This window comes from Dehalococcoides sp. UCH007 (assembly GCF_001010485.1).
Classification (GTDB): Bacteria; Chloroflexota; Dehalococcoidia; order Dehalococcoidales; family Dehalococcoidaceae; genus Dehalococcoides; species Dehalococcoides mccartyi_A.
This window is the reverse complement of the sequence record NZ_AP014722.1, coordinates 613,555-628,281: the sequence shown is the minus strand read 5'-3', so window position 1 is coordinate 628,281 and position 14,727 is coordinate 613,555. Positions and strand designations below refer to the sequence as shown.

General features: G+C 46.5%; 16 protein-coding genes and 1 riboswitch. Of the genes, 11 read left to right on the top strand and 5 right to left on the bottom strand.

Annotated features, from left to right (window positions below; translation table 11 throughout):
- Positions 1 to 3: 3 nt before the first annotated feature.
- The gene (locus UCH007_RS03320) at positions 4 to 1,533 is read right to left on the bottom strand and encodes a R3H domain-containing nucleic acid-binding protein (protein ID WP_046961536.1); all 1,530 of its coding nucleotides are present in this window, start codon (positions 1,531 to 1,533) and stop codon (positions 4 to 6) included.
- A gap of 191 nt (positions 1,534 to 1,724) precedes the next feature.
- A complete protein-coding gene (rsmG, locus tag UCH007_RS03315; protein WP_046961535.1) occupies positions 1,725 to 2,432 on the bottom strand; it encodes a 16S rRNA (guanine(527)-N(7))-methyltransferase RsmG in 708 nt (235 codons plus the stop codon).
- An 80-nt stretch (positions 2,433 to 2,512) separates the two neighbouring features.
- A riboswitch (TPP riboswitch) is annotated at positions 2,513 to 2,608 on the top strand.
- A 51-nt stretch (positions 2,609 to 2,659) separates the two neighbouring features.
- Between rsmG and thiC the strand changes: the two genes are divergently transcribed.
- The 3 genes from thiC to UCH007_RS03300 are packed head-to-tail and all read left to right on the top strand — an operon-like array spanning position 2,660 to position 5,839.
- Entirely contained in the window at positions 2,660 to 3,955 is a 1,296-nt protein-coding gene (thiC, locus tag UCH007_RS03310) for a phosphomethylpyrimidine synthase ThiC (RefSeq protein ID WP_023652218.1), read from the top strand.
- Between the two features lie 35 nt (positions 3,956 to 3,990).
- Positions 3,991 to 5,106, top strand: coding sequence for a site-2 protease family protein (locus UCH007_RS03305; RefSeq protein WP_046961040.1), 1,116 nt, complete (start codon positions 3,991 to 3,993; stop codon positions 5,104 to 5,106).
- Positions 5,099 to 5,839 (top strand): CPBP family intramembrane glutamic endopeptidase, encoded by a 741-nt coding sequence (locus UCH007_RS03300; protein ID WP_046961039.1) that lies wholly within the window; start codon positions 5,099 to 5,101, stop codon positions 5,837 to 5,839. Before UCH007_RS03305 ends, UCH007_RS03300 begins: the two co-directional genes overlap by 8 nt.
- Here UCH007_RS03300 and UCH007_RS03295 read toward each other — a convergent pair.
- Positions 5,828 to 6,064 (bottom strand): hypothetical protein, encoded by a 237-nt coding sequence (locus UCH007_RS03295; protein ID WP_010936505.1) that lies wholly within the window; start codon positions 6,062 to 6,064, stop codon positions 5,828 to 5,830. The two genes, UCH007_RS03300 and UCH007_RS03295, sit on opposite strands and share 12 nt — an antisense overlap.
- Before the next feature lie 130 nt (positions 6,065 to 6,194).
- Between UCH007_RS03295 and UCH007_RS03290 the strand changes: the two genes are divergently transcribed.
- The 4 genes from UCH007_RS03290 to UCH007_RS03275 all read left to right on the top strand — a co-directional run bounded on the left by UCH007_RS03290 (position 6,195) and on the right by UCH007_RS03275 (position 9,737).
- On the top strand, positions 6,195 to 7,334 hold the full coding sequence (locus UCH007_RS03290) for an NAD(P)/FAD-dependent oxidoreductase (protein ID WP_046961534.1): 1,140 nt from the start codon (positions 6,195 to 6,197) through the stop codon (positions 7,332 to 7,334).
- 30 nt (positions 7,335 to 7,364) lie between these two features.
- Positions 7,365 to 8,162 (top strand): transcription elongation factor GreA, encoded by a 798-nt coding sequence (gene greA / locus UCH007_RS03285; RefSeq protein WP_041330835.1) that lies wholly within the window; start codon positions 7,365 to 7,367, stop codon positions 8,160 to 8,162.
- A gap of 29 nt (positions 8,163 to 8,191) precedes the next feature.
- Positions 8,192 to 9,334, top strand: a complete 1,143-nt coding sequence (locus tag UCH007_RS03280) for a site-2 protease family protein (protein ID WP_046961038.1) — start codon at positions 8,192 to 8,194, stop codon at positions 9,332 to 9,334.
- A 73-nt stretch (positions 9,335 to 9,407) separates the two neighbouring features.
- Positions 9,408 to 9,737 carry a DUF4870 domain-containing protein gene (locus UCH007_RS03275; protein ID WP_023652212.1) on the top strand — a complete coding sequence of 110 codons (330 nt, stop codon included), beginning with the start codon at positions 9,408 to 9,410 and terminating at the stop codon, positions 9,735 to 9,737.
- A 66-nt stretch (positions 9,738 to 9,803) separates the two neighbouring features.
- Here the strand turns inward: UCH007_RS03275 and UCH007_RS03270 are convergent, their stop codons facing one another.
- On the bottom strand, positions 9,804 to 10,034 hold the full coding sequence (locus UCH007_RS03270) for a hypothetical protein (protein ID WP_012881970.1): 231 nt from the start codon (positions 10,032 to 10,034) through the stop codon (positions 9,804 to 9,806).
- Positions 10,035 to 10,206: 172 nt separating this feature from the next.
- Between UCH007_RS03270 and UCH007_RS03265 the strand changes: the two genes are divergently transcribed.
- Positions 10,207 to 12,333 (top strand): sodium-translocating pyrophosphatase, encoded by a 2,127-nt coding sequence (locus UCH007_RS03265; RefSeq protein ID WP_046961037.1) that lies wholly within the window; start codon positions 10,207 to 10,209, stop codon positions 12,331 to 12,333.
- A gap of 70 nt (positions 12,334 to 12,403) precedes the next feature.
- Here UCH007_RS03265 and UCH007_RS07780 read toward each other — a convergent pair whose 3' ends face one another.
- Positions 12,404 to 12,568 (bottom strand): hypothetical protein, encoded by a 165-nt coding sequence (locus UCH007_RS07780; protein WP_012881968.1) that lies wholly within the window; start codon positions 12,566 to 12,568, stop codon positions 12,404 to 12,406.
- 212 nt (positions 12,569 to 12,780) lie between these two features.
- Here UCH007_RS07780 and UCH007_RS03260 point away from each other — a divergent pair, with 212 nt between their 5' ends.
- Genes UCH007_RS03260 through heR form a run of 3 tightly spaced genes read left to right on the top strand, consistent with a single transcriptional unit; the run spans position 12,781 to position 14,706 of the window.
- Positions 12,781 to 13,452, top strand: a complete 672-nt coding sequence (locus UCH007_RS03260; protein ID WP_023652211.1) for a dienelactone hydrolase family protein — start codon at positions 12,781 to 12,783, stop codon at positions 13,450 to 13,452.
- Positions 13,449 to 13,850 (top strand): DUF2177 family protein, encoded by a 402-nt coding sequence (locus tag UCH007_RS03255; protein WP_023652210.1) that lies wholly within the window; start codon positions 13,449 to 13,451, stop codon positions 13,848 to 13,850. The genes UCH007_RS03260 and UCH007_RS03255 overlap by 4 nt, the downstream gene beginning before the upstream one ends.
- 52 nt (positions 13,851 to 13,902) lie before the next feature.
- Positions 13,903 to 14,706: a heliorhodopsin HeR gene (gene heR / locus UCH007_RS03250; protein WP_041330830.1), complete on the top strand. Its 804-nt coding sequence runs from the start codon at positions 13,903 to 13,905 to the stop codon at positions 14,704 to 14,706.
- Positions 14,707 to 14,727 lie beyond the last annotated feature (21 nt).

The window sequence follows — 14,727 nt, the reverse complement described above, 5'->3', positions numbered from 1 at the left end:
ATTTTAACCCCTTGATATTCTTACCCGGCGGTGCGGCTCTTTGCCCAAACTATGGGAAGAAAGATGCTCTTTTTCAGCTATTATGTGCTGAAAGCGCCTTATATAAGCACCCTGCGGGCTAAGCTCTACCGGTATATGGGAACTCTTAACCTGGGCTATTGCTTCTTCGGCTTCATGTATAGCTAAATCTATTTCAGGCGGCTTATCCGCTGTAAAAGCCACATCCCTGCCGCTAAGGGTAGCCAGAAGCTGGTGGAACTGACCCGGCGTATGGCTCTTTAATACATATATAGGTATATTCATATTTTCGGCATCACGCACTCTTTGGGGTTTACGGCGGTAATAATTCCGCGAAGTAACCATCAGCTGTGCCTGTTCCGGGCGTTCGGCCAGCTTGATATCCAGATGCATTTCCCGGGCAATTTCTTCCATACGGCTGCGGTTCACCCCGAAAAGATACATAACCGGCAGTTCCTTGCCCTTTGGCAAAGGCAAACTCTCGGCGGCCGCTTTAACTTTTTCTTCGCTGGGCTGCTGCTTGCTGATAACAACTTCGCCATTTTCATCAAGGTAGCGGATTTCAGACGAAGGGGACACACTCCGTAAAATAGAGTCTACCGCCGCACCCACATCCGGGTGGACAGCCACTTTATTGCGCTCCTGTATTTCCACAATCACCTGAAAAGTGGGCGGGGCGCGCCGTTCCAGTATAGTTTTCTGAGTGCCCCGTCTGCGGGCTTCTTCATCACCCAGAGTAACAGACTGTATACCGCCGATAAGGTCACTTAAGGTGGGATTAAGCATCAGGTTATCCAGCACATTGCCATGAGCCGTGCCTACCAGCTGAACACCCCGCTCAGCGATGGTGCGGGCGGCCAGGGCTTCCAATTCCGTGCCTATTTCATCTATTACAATCACCTGCGGCATATGGTTTTCAACTGCCTCTATCATAACGGCATGCTGCATATCAGGCGTACGGACCTGCATACGGCGGGCATGTCCAATGGCGGGGTGGGGGATATCCCCGTCACCTGCAATTTCATTGGAAGTATCCACTATAACCACCCGTTTTTTGAGGTCACCCGCCAGCACTCTGGCTACTTCCCTGAGCATGGTGGTTTTGCCTACACCCGGCCGTCCCAGCATAAGCACGCTCTGTCCTGACTGGATAAGGTCCTGAATAATTTTTATAGTACCAAAAACCGCCCGTCCTACCCGAAGTGTTAGGCCTACTATTTTGCCTTTGCGGTTACGTATAGCGGAAATACGATGTAAAGTACGTTCAATACCTGCCCGGTTGTCATCACCGAAATCACCTATGCGGGAGGAAACATAATCTATATCTTCCTGGGTGACATCCCGATTAGACAGTATAATCTCACGGTCAGGAAAACGGGCCTCGGGGTTACGGCCCAAATCCATAACAATCTCTATCAGATTTTCTCTGTTGGCAGGGTTTGTAAGCGGCTGGCGTATATTGGGAGGCAATACCTCCAGCAAAGCATTAAGGTCATCAGTTAAAAGTTCAGGCATATCTGCCTCCGTAATCTTTTTACCAACCGTACGGTAGATAAGTATATTGGTATTGATCCGCCTTACACCCTTTTGGGGCATCATCTAGATAGATATTTTTTGAGAACCGGTTTTTCCCTAGTCTCCCTTTGAGAGTTTTTGCCATGAATTATCCGTTTACATTTTACTATTTATATTATACCCCAAACAAGCTAAATCAAGGGGGTTTTAGCCGGTATTCCCGCACGGCGGGGATACAAAGCCGGGGTGTTTGAAATTTTTTCCAGCACCACCAGTTTGCGGCCATCTTCAAGGCCCGGCAATGCAATCTTTATCACTTCAAACACCCGCCCGCCCATCTTTTTAACAGCGGTATTAGCCCTATCCATCTCTTCTTCAATGTCACCTTTTTTAGGGGCAATAACACGCCCGCCTAGAGCACAAAACGGCAGAGTCAGCTCAGCCAAAGTTGCCATATCTGCCACTGCCCTTGATGTAACCAGAGTGTATTTCTGGCGATAGAGGGGGTTTTGAGCCGCATCTTCTGCCCTTTGGGATATTATTTCAACACCGGTTAAACCCAGTTTGGCAGTAATTTCGCTTAAAAAACGGGCCTTTTTCTGAGTAGCTTCCAGTAAACCAAGCTGTATATCAGGGAAAAGTATCTTTAGTGGCAGACCGGGAAAACCGGCTCCGCTGCCCACATCCAAGATTTTTTCGTCACCCTTGATTCCGGCCAATACTAGTGAAACAGAATCTAAAAAGTGTTTTACCTGGACATCTTTATATTCTGTAATAGCCGTCAAATTAACCCGGCTATTATAACCCACCAGTTCACAGTAGTATGTTTCAAACTGCTCAAGCTGGACAAAACTCAAAGTGATGCCCAAAGATGACAACCCGCAAATAAATTCATTCATGCATAGTAATATATCATAAAGGCAAATTTCAGGCTCTATTTTTGCATTTAACAAATTAATCGTGTTATCATTTATTTACATAAACTTGCTAGGGGTGCTCAAGGCTGAGAGGCACATAGCCAACCCTAAAACCTGACCTCGATAATACGAGCGTAGGGAAGCGAACTTTGAGACCAGGGTCTAAAGTTAACGCTTTGCCTTGGTTAATTTATTTTCAGGGGAAAATCATGACCCAACTCAAGCAAGCCCGAAGAGGCATTATCACTCCCGAAATGGAAGCCGTAGCCAAGATTGAAGGACTACCGCCGGAGTTTATCTGCCAAGGCGTAGCTGACGGTAATATTGTAATACCTGCCAACAAACTCCATAACGATCTGAAGCTGTGCGGTATAGGCAAGGGACTTTCCACCAAGGTAAATGCCAATATCGGCACTTCCACAGACTTTGGTTCGGTGGCAAGTGAAATTGAAAAACTGAAAATGGCCGAAATGGCAGGTGCCGATACCATAATGGACCTCTCCACCGGCCCCAAGATAAATTCAGTCCGCCAGGCTATACTGAAAAATACCTGCCTTCCGCTGGGGACTGTGCCTGTCTATCAGGCAGCTGTGGAAGCTAAAGACCGTTACGGTGCTATGGTAAAGATGACATCTGACGATCTGTTTGGTGCAATAGAATCCCAGGCCAAAGAGGGGGTTGATTTTGTAACTGTACACTGCGGGGTTACCCGCCAGGTCATAGATACATTCAAAGGGCAAGGCAGGCTTACCGATATAGTTTCCCGCGGGGGTACTTTTACCGCCGGCTGGATGGTATTCCACCAGGCAGAAAACCCGCTTTATGAACATTTTGACCGCCTGCTGGATATCTGCCGCGAATATGACGTTACTTTGAGCCTGGGAGACGGGCTGCGCCCAGGATGTATTGCAGATGCAACAGACCGCGCCCAGGTAGCTGAACTGCTGGTGCTGGGTGAACTGGTAAAAAGAGCCAGAGACGCCGAAGTGCAGGTAATGGTGGAGGGTCCCGGGCATGTGCCTTTGAACCAGATAGAGGCCAATATACGCCTGCAGAAATCCGTCTGTGAAGACGCCCCCTTTTATGTGCTTGGCCCGCTGGTGACCGATATTGCCCCCGGCTATGACCATATTACCGGAGCTATCGGCGGGGCAATTGCAGCAGCTGCCGGTGCTGATTTCCTATGTTACGTTACCCCAGCTGAGCACCTGTCTCTGCCGGATGTTACCGATGTAAGAGACGGTGTGATTGCCTCACGCATTGCCGCCCATGCCGCTGATATTGTAAAGGGGGTAAACGGGGCAGCAGAACGTGACCGGCAGATGGCCATTGCCCGTAAGAAATTAGACTGGGAAAGTCAGCTTAATCTTTCACTTGACCCGGAACATGCCAGGTTTACACGTGACCGCTTTAAAACCAAAGGTAAAGCCTGCAGCATGTGCGGGGACTTCTGCGCCATGGAACTGGCTGAAAAACATCTTGGCGTTTCCGTCTCGCGGTGCTAGCATAAGATATATTTTTTTAAAGATTGTCAGGTGATATGGAACAGGGCATAAATATAGGCAAGCTTTTCGGCATCCAGTTCCGCCTTCATTACGGCTGGTTTATCATATTCGGGCTGGTATCCGTTTTTCTGGCTACCCAGGTATTTCCTGACACCTTGGATAATGCCGACGATCTCAAGCTCTGGATTATGGGAATTACTACCAGCCTGCTGTTTTTTGCATCGGTAATCGTCCATGAACTTGCTCACAGCCTAATCGGCAGAGCTAACGGTATGAAAGTAAAAAGCATCACCCTTTTTATTTTCGGCGGGGCTGCTAATATGAGTGAAGAAGCAGAAACCGCCGGAAGCGAATTTAAAATGGCACTGGCCGGACCGGCCTCAAGTTTGGGACTGGCAGGAATATTTTATGTTCTGTATATAAACCTTAACGGACAAAGCCCTGAACTGGCCGTAATGAACTACTGGCTGGCTCAGATTAACCTGATACTGGCGGTATTTAACCTGATTCCCGGCTTCCCCCTGGATGGAGGGCGCATTCTCCGGGCAGCCTTCTGGCAGCAAACCAAAGACCTGACCAAATCCACCCGCATTTCTACCGTTGCCGGCCAGATTTTCGGTTTTCTTTTTATAGCGGCCGGAATATTTATCGTGATACGCACCCAAGACTGGTTATCCGGCATCTGGCTTGGATTGCTGGGCTGGTATTTATCTGATACCGCTCGCACCAGTTTCCGCCAATATACCTTGCAGCAGGTGTTAAAAAGAGTCACACCTATGGAAGTAATTGACTTTAATATACCCAAAGCTAAATCCACCCAGATTTTAGGAGACTATCTGACCCAAACACCAAACGGGGCATATATACTGGTTGAAGATGAAAACGGGCTGGCAGGTATAATAAACCGGCACAACCTGAAAAATGCGGACAGTCTTAAATCCAAGCCCTTAGCTGAACTGTATACTCCTGTCAGCCAAATACCAGTCATACCGCCGGAGGAAAATGCTCTGGATATTGCCCGCCGCATGAATGAGGACAAGATAGAGATAGTCAGGTTGGAAGGTAAAAATATCCAATCCGGCTTTATAACTCTAGACAGCCTGATAGCCTATATGAATAAATTACCGGTAAAAGGCATTACGGATGCTTAGTGCCTTGGTTTACCTGCTGATAATCACCGCAGCTGAAATTGTCACTGTAGCCTGCCAACCGCTTTTCGGGCTTGGCATATATATATTACTTTTATTCAGCATCATCTTTCGGGTTGCCAAAACCAACCGCTTTCATCCTGACCGGCTTATTCTGTCACTTTCATTGGTAGCCTTGATACGCATAATCAGCCTGGCTATGCCCCTTTCAGATATTCCCCAGATATGGTGGTATCCCGTTATCTACCTGCCTTTGCTGATTGGAACTGTTATAGTAGCCAGAACACTTGAATACAATTTTAAAGATATCGGCCTCAACTGGGGGAAAATACCGATACAGATACTGATAGGCCTTACAGGAATAGGGCTGGGTTTTGCCGAATACGCTATTTTAAAACCTGAAGCCATCATAGAAACCTTAAGCTGGAGCAGCCTGGTATTGCCCGGTCTGATACTGCTAATCACAACCGGATTTGTTGAGGAACTTATATTCAGAGGAGTTTTACAGAAAGCAGCACTGGATTCATTCGAGGCAAAGGGAATAATCTACATCAGCCTAATATTTGCCATACTCCATATTGGGTTTCTTTCCATAACTGATATCGTTTTTGTCTTCGGAGTAGCACTCATATTCGGTTATCTGGTCAAAAAGACAGGCTCTATACTGGGAGTTACCCTGGCACACGGAATAACAAATACTATACTCTTTGCGGTAGCGCCGCTGTTACTGGGCTAGCGTTTCCATTATACGGGAAATCACAATAACACCCATCACCAGAAACAAGGGGAAAATACTGATTCCCAGGTAGCGGGCTACCCTTATGGAAAAAGCGGATTTTCTGGCCAGTGCCATCTCCCGGGCAATCAAAAAAGCTATCAGAGAGGCCAGCGAAACACCACCTATAACTGCCGCCGTACCTGTTGCAGTAGCAATAACCACACTGGTTACGGTTACTATCATATACCCCTCTGTCAAGCATAATTTTATACTTTTGTCCTTTATTATAACGTTATTTTAGATTTAGCACAATACTCTTTTGTGTTATTATTGCCAATTGTCTTTTTTACCTGAAAAATGGATAATATATTTTGTGAATAAGGATATATTGGTAATAGGGGCGGGGCCGGTAGGGATATACACCGCCAAGTGTCTGGCTCAGCGCGGCTACGAAGTAAGGCTGCTGGAAAAAAGGCCGGAGATGGTAAAACAAATTTGCTGTACGGGTTTAATTAGCACAGAGTGTGCCGCAAAATATGGCTTTGAGGCCGAACACGTACAAAATATATTTTCGGAAGCTACCGTATATTCACCTTACGGGCGAAAGTTACTGCTTAAGCGGGATACACCCCAGGCCATAATGCTGGATAGGGGCGGATTTCAGGCTGGTTTACTAAAACAGGCCGTAAACTGCGGGGTGCAGACAAATTTCGGCTGCCAGGTAAACGGCCTTGAAAACACAGGTAATGGTATCTGCATAACCACCAAAGGAGGGCAAACTTTCTTTGCCAAAGCCGCTATTCTGGCCGCAGGATATAATACTGAACTCAGCCGGGCAGCCGGACTGGGAGAAATAAAGCACTTTGCCTTCGGCTTGCAGGGGGAAGTTGACACCCCCATACCAACCGCATTGTCACTCTTTACCGGTAAAGCTATATCTCAGGGATATTTCGGTTGGCTCAGCCCCATAAATGATCATGCAGCTAAAATGGGATTGTTGACCCGTAAAAACCCAAATGAATGCTGGAGTATTTTACATAATACTATATACAAACAAGGGCTGATACCCGATAGAAATATAAAATACGCCTGCCGCCCGGTTCCGGCAGGCAATCTTTCCGCCAGTTTCGGAGATAGAGTACTGGCGGTGGGTGATTTTGCCGGTCAGTTAAAACCAACCACTGGGGGAGGGATATACTTCGGTTTGCTGTGCGCTGATTTGGCGGTGGCTTGTCTGGATAAAAAAATAAAAACCAATAAACTTTCCAAAGCAGATATGGCCGAATATGAAAAAAGCTGGAAAGCTCTTATAGGATCAGAGCTATACATTGGCAAACTCCTCAGCAGGATATACGCGGGGATTGATGACCGCCTGCTGGAACAAATTTTTAAAAAGTGTGCCGCAAATGGTATGATTGAGAAGATGGCTGCAAAGAGTCACCTGGGGTTTGACTGGCATGGCAAAGCATTTGCCCACCTCTTAAAAAACCCGCTAGATCTTATCCGCAGCTAAAAAAGAAAATCGGAGTCAATCAGAATTTTTATGCAAAACAGCGGCATTAACCTTGACGAAGCATTAAACCAATATCTTAACGATAACAGTAATAAGAAAATTCACCAGAATTCGCTGGTCCACTTTACCCGCTGGTGCGGAAAGGACAAGCTTGTTTGCCGTATGACTGCCATTGAGGTATCCCGCTACCCGGAATGCATCTCTTCTTCTGACAAGGAAGTATCCGTCAAACTACAGTCTGTACGGGCTTTCCTGACATACCTGAATGAACAGGGTTGGGTGGATTACAACCTTTCTTCACATATCAAGATTAAAAAGCTGGCTTCACGAAAATCTGCTGCCCGCACCAGCCAAACTGCTGTTGAAAAAATACCTATGACCGCAAGCGGTTATAAAAAACTGGAAGATGAACTGAGCACCCTGAAAGGCAAACGGATTGAAGTTATTGAAGAAATGCGTTTGGCTGCCATGGATAAAGATATGCGTGAAAATGCCCCTTACCACGCCGCCAAGGAACAACGCGGCCAGATTGAAGGGCGCATAAAAGAAATAGAACACGAACTAAAATATGCCGAAGTCAGCGAATATACCGATAATAACACATCCAAAGTAAATATGGGCAATACCGTAAAACTCCGTGACCTGAAAAACGGGGACCAGTGCGTTTATACTTTGGTGAGCCCTAAAGAAATAGAACCCCTAAAGGGCAAAATATCTGCCTCATCACCCATTGGCAAGGCTCTTTTTAACCGGTGTAAGGGCGATAAAGTAGAAATAGAAGTACCCTCCGGTACTTTACAGTATATAATAGAAGATATAAGCTTTTAATAACTCCTTACAGCTAACGGAGGGAGACCGTGAAATCCTCTTTCAAGCTTGGGCGGGTTCTGGGCATAGAGATAGGCATTCATGTTTCATGGCTTATCATCTTTGCCCTGCTCAGCTGGTCTCTGGCAGTAGCTTATTACCCCGCAATAGATGAAAATATAAGCCCCCTTACCGCCTGGGTACTGGGCATTACAAGCTGTCTGCTGCTTTTCGGCTCGGTTTTAGCCCATGAGCTGGGACACTCTATTGTAGCTATACGCCACGGAATACCGGTTAAAAGCATAACATTGTTTATCTTCGGCGGGGTTTCAAACCTGACCAAAGAACCGGATAACCCCGGAGCCGAATTCCGCATGGCTATCTCCGGCCCGGCAGTCAGCATTATACTGGCACTGGTATTCTGGGCTTTCCAAGCTGTTTTTTCCGCTTTAGATGCCACTTTAGCCAGCGGAGTATTCCTGTACCTGGCTCAGATAAATGCCATGCTGGCCATTTTCAACCTTATTCCCGGTTTCCCCCTGGACGGGGGGCGGGTACTCAGAGCTATTATCTGGAATGCCTCAAACAGCATCAAAAAAGCAACCCGGATTGCCGCCAGAGTGGGGCTGGGCTTTGCTTACCTGCTAATATTCGGGGGTATTGCCGCCGCTTTCCTGGGCATAGGTATAAGCGGTCTCTGGCTGGCACTTATAGGCTGGTTCATGGCTACAACGGCTCAAGGATCATACCAGCAAACAATTATTTCGGAAATACTCAGCGCAGTAAACGTAAGCAGAGTGATGCGGCGTGAATTTAAAACTATTGACCCGGATAAAACACTCTATCAGACACTTCACGAATATATATTGCCGCTTAACCAAAGGGCGCTCCCGGTATTTGAGAACGGGCAGCTTACCGGCCTTATAAGCCTGAGTGATATTAAAAAAATACCGGCAGATAAACTTGGCCAGACATCAGTACGGCAGGTAATGACCCCTTTTGAAAAACTTAAGACGGTGAACCCTGAAGAACATCTTGGCAATGTGATAAATATGCTGCAGTCCAAAGATATTAACCAGCTGCCGGTTTTATCAGATGGCAAACTGGTAGGCATTATTTCCCGTACCAGCCTGATAGAATACCTGCAAATGCGGCAGGAAATGGAAACCAAGCAGCCGGATGTAAAACAATAAAAATATAGCCGGATATATTGACGCCAAGTTTAAAATAATATAGCCTTAAACTAGATTATTAAAGGAGATACTAATGACCAGAACCTCTACCGGTTTGCAGGAAAATGTTGCCGGATTACTTTGTTACGTACTCGCCTGGATTTCCGCTATCATATTCCTGATTCTTGAGAAGGATAATAAATTTGTCCGCTTCCATGCCTATCAGTCACTGGTGGTTTTCGGTTCACTTCAGATAATCGGTTTGGTTTTTACCATAATACCTGTGCTGGGGGTATTTATCAGCTGGGTTATAAGTGTTCTTTCATTCATATTGTGGGTAGTTCTGATAGTAAAGGCGGCACAAGGGTTCAAATACAAATTGCCCATTGCAGGGGATATAGCCGAGCGCTGGGCAAATAAATAATTTAAATAAACCAACAAATAAAAAAGCCAGACTTAAGTCTGGCTTTTTTATTTGAGACAGGAAATATTAACCTAAGATGTATTTTACAAAACCCAGCACCAAAGATAATCCGCAAAGAGCAATCCCTGCCAAACTGAGACGGTGGCGGGGGGAACGCAGCATACCGCCGATACCCAATCCCAAACCGATAAGTGCAAAGAAGAAATTAAAAAAATTAATCGTGCCCAGCAAAGGAATCAAACCCACTCCCATACCGGCCAAACTGAAAAGGCCTATTACAAAACTGGTAATCCCCATAATTGTCTCCTAGGGGTATTTATATCAGAATACAGTCAGCTTTGCAAAGCCCCATGTCCGTTTGATATATATCACTTATTCCAAAGGTACTTGCATGTTTGACGAAAATGCACTTATAACTTATACTTACGGCGTTTAAAAATAGAAGACTAAAAAAAGAAGGGAGAAGACTGTGGATCTATCCTGGTTGGTGTGGACAGCAGGGCTTATTGCCGTGCTATTTGCCCTCTACCTGATTCGCGATGTTATGCGTCGTGATTCCGGTACCCCGGCTATGCAGGATATTGCCGGCCGTATTCTTGAAGGCGCTGTAGCTTTCTTGAGGCGGCAGTATCGCACCATCGCTATTCTGGCCATCGTGGCTGCAGTAGCTGTGGGTGCAGTGGTTGGTTTGCTAGGTGGCGAACGCGGACTGGAAGCCTATGGCATAACCGGTTTTGGTATCGCCTGGCGGACTGCTCTTGCCTTCATGGCAGGTGCTCTATGCTCCGGTATCTCTGGCATTATCGGCATGTACATCTCGGTTAAATCAAACCTCAGATGTGCCGCTGCTGCCGCAAAAGGTGGCCTCTCTGAAGCTGTTACAGTAGCTATTAGAGGCGGTGCTGTTTCCGGTTTCCTCATTGTCGCTCTAAGTCTGCTTGGTGTTGCCGGCATCTATTACATGTACGGAGGCAATCCCGAAGTAACTCCCCATCTTATTATCGGTTTCGGTTTCGGTGCCAGTTTTGTGGCTCTGTTTGCCCAGCTGGGCGGCGGTATTTATACCAAAGCCGCTGACATGGGTGCTGACCTGGTGGGTAAAGTTGAAGCCGGTATCCCTGAAGATGATCCCCGCAATGCCGCTGTTATCGCTGACCTGGTGGGTGATAATGTAGGTGACTGCGCCGGCCGCGGTGCTGATTTATTTGAATCTACTGCTGCCGAAAATATAGGTGCTATGATACTGGGTATTACCCTTTATCTGGCTACTGGAAATGCTGCCTGGGTACTCTTCCCGCTGGTTGTCCGTGCCTTCGGCATATTAGCCTCAATCATAGGTATTATGTTCGTACGCGGTAAGGATAACGAAAGCCCCATGAATGCCCTTAACCGCGGCTACTTTACAGCTGTAGGTTTATCTATAATAGGTATCTTTATAGCTAATCAGACTATTGGCGGTGACCTGTGGCTGTTTGGTGCAGGCGTCATTGGTATTCTTACCAGTGTAGCCATGGTTTTCATAACTCAATACTACACTGAATTCCGTTATAATCCCGTTAAGGAAATTGCCAATGCCTCACGCACCGGTCCGGCTACCAATATAGTTTCCGGTACGGCTGTCGGTCTTGAAACCGCCATGCCTACCGCTATTACTATTGGTGCCGCCCTGCTGCTTTCTTACTGGATGGGCGGACAAACCGGTATCGCTGGTGGTGCTGTTTTCGGTACTGCTGCCGCTACCATGGGTATGCTTATGACCTGCCCCTTCATTCTTGCCATGGATACTTTCGGCCCCATTACCGATAATGCAAACGGCGTTATTGAAATGGCCGGAGTAGGCGGCAAAGTAAGAAAAATTACTGACCATCTGGATGCCGTTGGTAATACCACCAAGGCTTTGACCAAGGGGTATGCTCTGGCTTCTGCCGGTCTGGCTGCTTTCCTGCTCTTTGAGGCTTATCTGGAGCGGGTTGCCTTCCTTCGCGGTGAAAGCGAAATGATGGCGGTAGACCTTTCACGCATTGAAGTATTCGTAGGCGGGTTGCTGGCTGTTGCCCTGGTATTCTTCTTCTCCGCCGTAGCTATCAAAGCTGTGGGTAAAACTGCTTCCAAGATTATTGAAGAAGTACGCCGCCAGTTTAAGGCCGACCCCGGTATTCTAGCCGGAACTTCACGCCCGGATTATGCTCGTGCAGTAGATATAACCGCTGCCGCCGGTCTGCGCGAAATGATTTTCCCCGGCCTGCTGCCCGTACTTTCCCCCATTATTCTGGGTATTTTCCTTAGAGTAACCGGATATGATTCCGCAATGGCCATCGCCGGATTCCTGATGGTAGGTACTATCGGCGGTATCATGATGGCCGCCTATCTGAATAACGCAGGCGGTGCCTGGGATAATGCCAAAAAATACATTGAAACAGGCGAAATGCTGGAAAAAGATGGCAGTCCTGTCATGAAACATACTGTTACTCATGCCGCAACTGTGGTGGGTGATACAGTAGGTGACCCCTTCAAGGACACTGCCGGTCCGTCAATCCACGTACTGATAAAGTTGCTTTCTACCATTACTCTGGTACTTGCTCCTCTTTTTATCTAGTAACGCAAGCAGATAAAATCAAAAGCCCCCGGCTTAAAACCGGGGGCTTTATTATTAAGTGATATTGCAGTCAGGCCGAAGCACCTACTGCTTTAGATTCCATTTCTTTGGCTACACACTTGGTGCAGTCCTGATGTACATATCGCTCCCGATACTCATAGAGGTTATTTTCATCTTCTATCCGAATAACCCGTTCCTTTTTGCACTTGGGGCAGGCGTTTATTGTAACTTTCATTTCGGCCTCCTCCATATTTCTTGACTCAAATACAGCAGGGAAAAGAGTCTGTCCGTGTTAGAAGGTTACAATAATTGACCATCAAAAATAATGCGTATTAGTACTTATTTGCCCTATGGGAAAACACCTATTTTTAAATTTAGTTTAATAATTTTGCTTTATTTATAATGACTTTGGTAAAGTAATATCCTATACTATAGCCAGGAATTTTTATGCAGATATACGAAAAAACTATAAATGTTGTGATAGGCACTACCAAATTGCCCGGTGAGCTGGCTATACCGCCGGAACCCATAGGGCTAGTGATATTTGTACATGGCTCAGGCTCAAACCGCCAGAGTCCCCGCAACCGTCAGGTTGCCCACCAGCTAAATAGTTATGGATTAGCTACCTTTCTATTTGATTTGCTGACACCCCAAGAAGATATGGTAGATATTCTAATAGCCAATACCCGCTACAATTTCCGTTTTCTGGCAGACAGAGTTATTAAAGTAACTGAAATGCTGAAAACCAAAGAAGAAACCAAAAACCTGCCGTTAGGTTATTTCGGGGCAAGCACCGGGGCTGCCGCCGCGCTTTATGCTTCTTCGCTACTGCCCGGGCAGATAAAGGCGGTTGTATCTAGAGGAGGGCGGCCTGACCTTGCCAGAGAACTGCTGCCAATGGTGGAATCTCCAACTTTATTTATAGTCGGTGAAAATGACTCCCAAGTATTAAAGCTTAATACCCAAGCTCAAAAGCAAATGCGCGCCCTCAATCATCTTTGCATACTACCCGGAGCCGGCCACCTTTTTGAAGAGCCGGGGGCGCTGGAGAAAGTGGCTGAACTGGCAGGTGGCTGGTTTATAGAATACATGGAAAGAACGCCTAAGGAGGAAAGATGAGCGGTATACTGGTCTACCTTATAGTATTGGTGCTTATCTTTGTTCTGGATATCGTCTGGATTGGCTTGATTGCCAAAAAATTTTACGTTACCGAACTTTCTCCGATTGCCCGCTGGAGCGGAGGGAGTATGTCACCGGACTGGCCATCGGCAATACTGGTCTACCTGCTTATAAGTTTAGGTATAGTAGCTATGGCTTTGCCGCTAGCCGGAGATAATATTTTTGCCGCTCTGGCTTACGGTGGTCTTTTCGGATTTATCACTTACGGTATTCATGACCTGACCAATTATTCCACTTTAAATAGTTTCAGCCTGAAGATGGCTTTGGTAGATATGGGCTGGGGGGTTTTCCTGGGTGCTGCCGCCGGACTGACAGGCGGCATTCTGTACAGCCTGTAACTTTTTTTGAGAGTTTACCTGTTTTTACCTGTAAATGGTGACGGGAGGTAATATGGCTAACAAAAAAGTAAAACAGCCTGAGCTGAATCAGCCACAAGCGTTTAGGAAACTGCGGGTTTATAACCTTGTCATGGGCAGTTTCCATTTAGCCCAATCAATACTTATCTTATTCCTCAGCAACAGTTTCTCGCTTCCGGTTACCACCAACTTTATCGGCGGCGGCCCCGGCGGGATTACTTTTAAACCACCCGAAGTACTATTTGACCTGCCAGTAGGCCCTATGGTTGCCATCTTCCTATTGCTTTCAGCCACAGCCCATTTCTTGCTGTCTTTACCAGGTATATTTGAATGGTACAAAACTAATTTATCAAAAGGGATTAACTACGCCCGCTGGTACGAGTATGCTTTAAGTTCATCTATAATGATTGTCCTGATTGCTATGCTCAGCGGCATATATGATGTAGCAACTTTAATTGCTATTTTTGGGGCAAATGCTGCTATGAATCTGTTTGGCCTGATGATGGAGCTTCATAACCAGACCACATCCAAAACCAACTGGCTTTCATACACTTTCGGGTGTTTTGCCGGATTCATACCTTGGGTGGCTATAAGTATTTATTTCTTCGGGGCAATATCACAAGCCAGCGAAAATATACCCACATTTGTTTATTTCATCCTGCCTACTCTGTTCGTTTTCTTTTTCAGCTTTGCTCTAAACATGTGGCTGCAATACAAGAAATCAGGCAAGTGGCGGGATTATCTGTTTGGCGAGCGGGTTTACGTATTTCTAAGCCTTACAGCCAAGACAGCTCTGGCCTGGCAGGTATTTGGCGGAGCACTGGCGGGCGGTTCGTAACTCAGACTGTATAAACATACT

Excerpts from the sequence above, each read along its gene's own strand:
- UCH007_RS03320 (WP_046961536.1), bottom strand. The coding sequence starts at position 1,533 with ATGCCTGAACTTTTAACTGATGACCTTAATGCTTTGCTGGAGGTATTG.
- rsmG (WP_046961535.1), bottom strand. The coding sequence starts at position 2,432 with ATGAATGAATTTATTTGCGGGTTGTCATCTTTGGGCATCACTTTGAGT.
- thiC (WP_023652218.1), top strand. The coding sequence starts at position 2,660 with ATGACCCAACTCAAGCAAGCCCGAAGAGGCATTATCACTCCCGAAATG.
- UCH007_RS03305 (WP_046961040.1), top strand. The coding sequence starts at position 3,991 with ATGGAACAGGGCATAAATATAGGCAAGCTTTTCGGCATCCAGTTCCGC.
- UCH007_RS03300 (WP_046961039.1), top strand. The coding sequence starts at position 5,099 with ATGCTTAGTGCCTTGGTTTACCTGCTGATAATCACCGCAGCTGAAATT.
- UCH007_RS03295 (WP_010936505.1), bottom strand. The coding sequence starts at position 6,064 with ATGATAGTAACCGTAACCAGTGTGGTTATTGCTACTGCAACAGGTACG.
- greA (WP_041330835.1), top strand. The coding sequence starts at position 7,365 with ATGCAAAACAGCGGCATTAACCTTGACGAAGCATTAAACCAATATCTT.
- UCH007_RS03275 (WP_023652212.1), top strand. The coding sequence starts at position 9,408 with ATGACCAGAACCTCTACCGGTTTGCAGGAAAATGTTGCCGGATTACTT.
- UCH007_RS03270 (WP_012881970.1), bottom strand. The coding sequence starts at position 10,034 with ATGGGGATTACCAGTTTTGTAATAGGCCTTTTCAGTTTGGCCGGTATG.
- UCH007_RS07780 (WP_012881968.1), bottom strand. The coding sequence starts at position 12,568 with ATGAAAGTTACAATAAACGCCTGCCCCAAGTGCAAAAAGGAACGGGTT.
- UCH007_RS03260 (WP_023652211.1), top strand. The coding sequence starts at position 12,781 with ATGCAGATATACGAAAAAACTATAAATGTTGTGATAGGCACTACCAAA.
- UCH007_RS03255 (WP_023652210.1), top strand. The coding sequence starts at position 13,449 with ATGAGCGGTATACTGGTCTACCTTATAGTATTGGTGCTTATCTTTGTT.
- heR (WP_041330830.1), top strand. The coding sequence starts at position 13,903 with ATGGCTAACAAAAAAGTAAAACAGCCTGAGCTGAATCAGCCACAAGCG.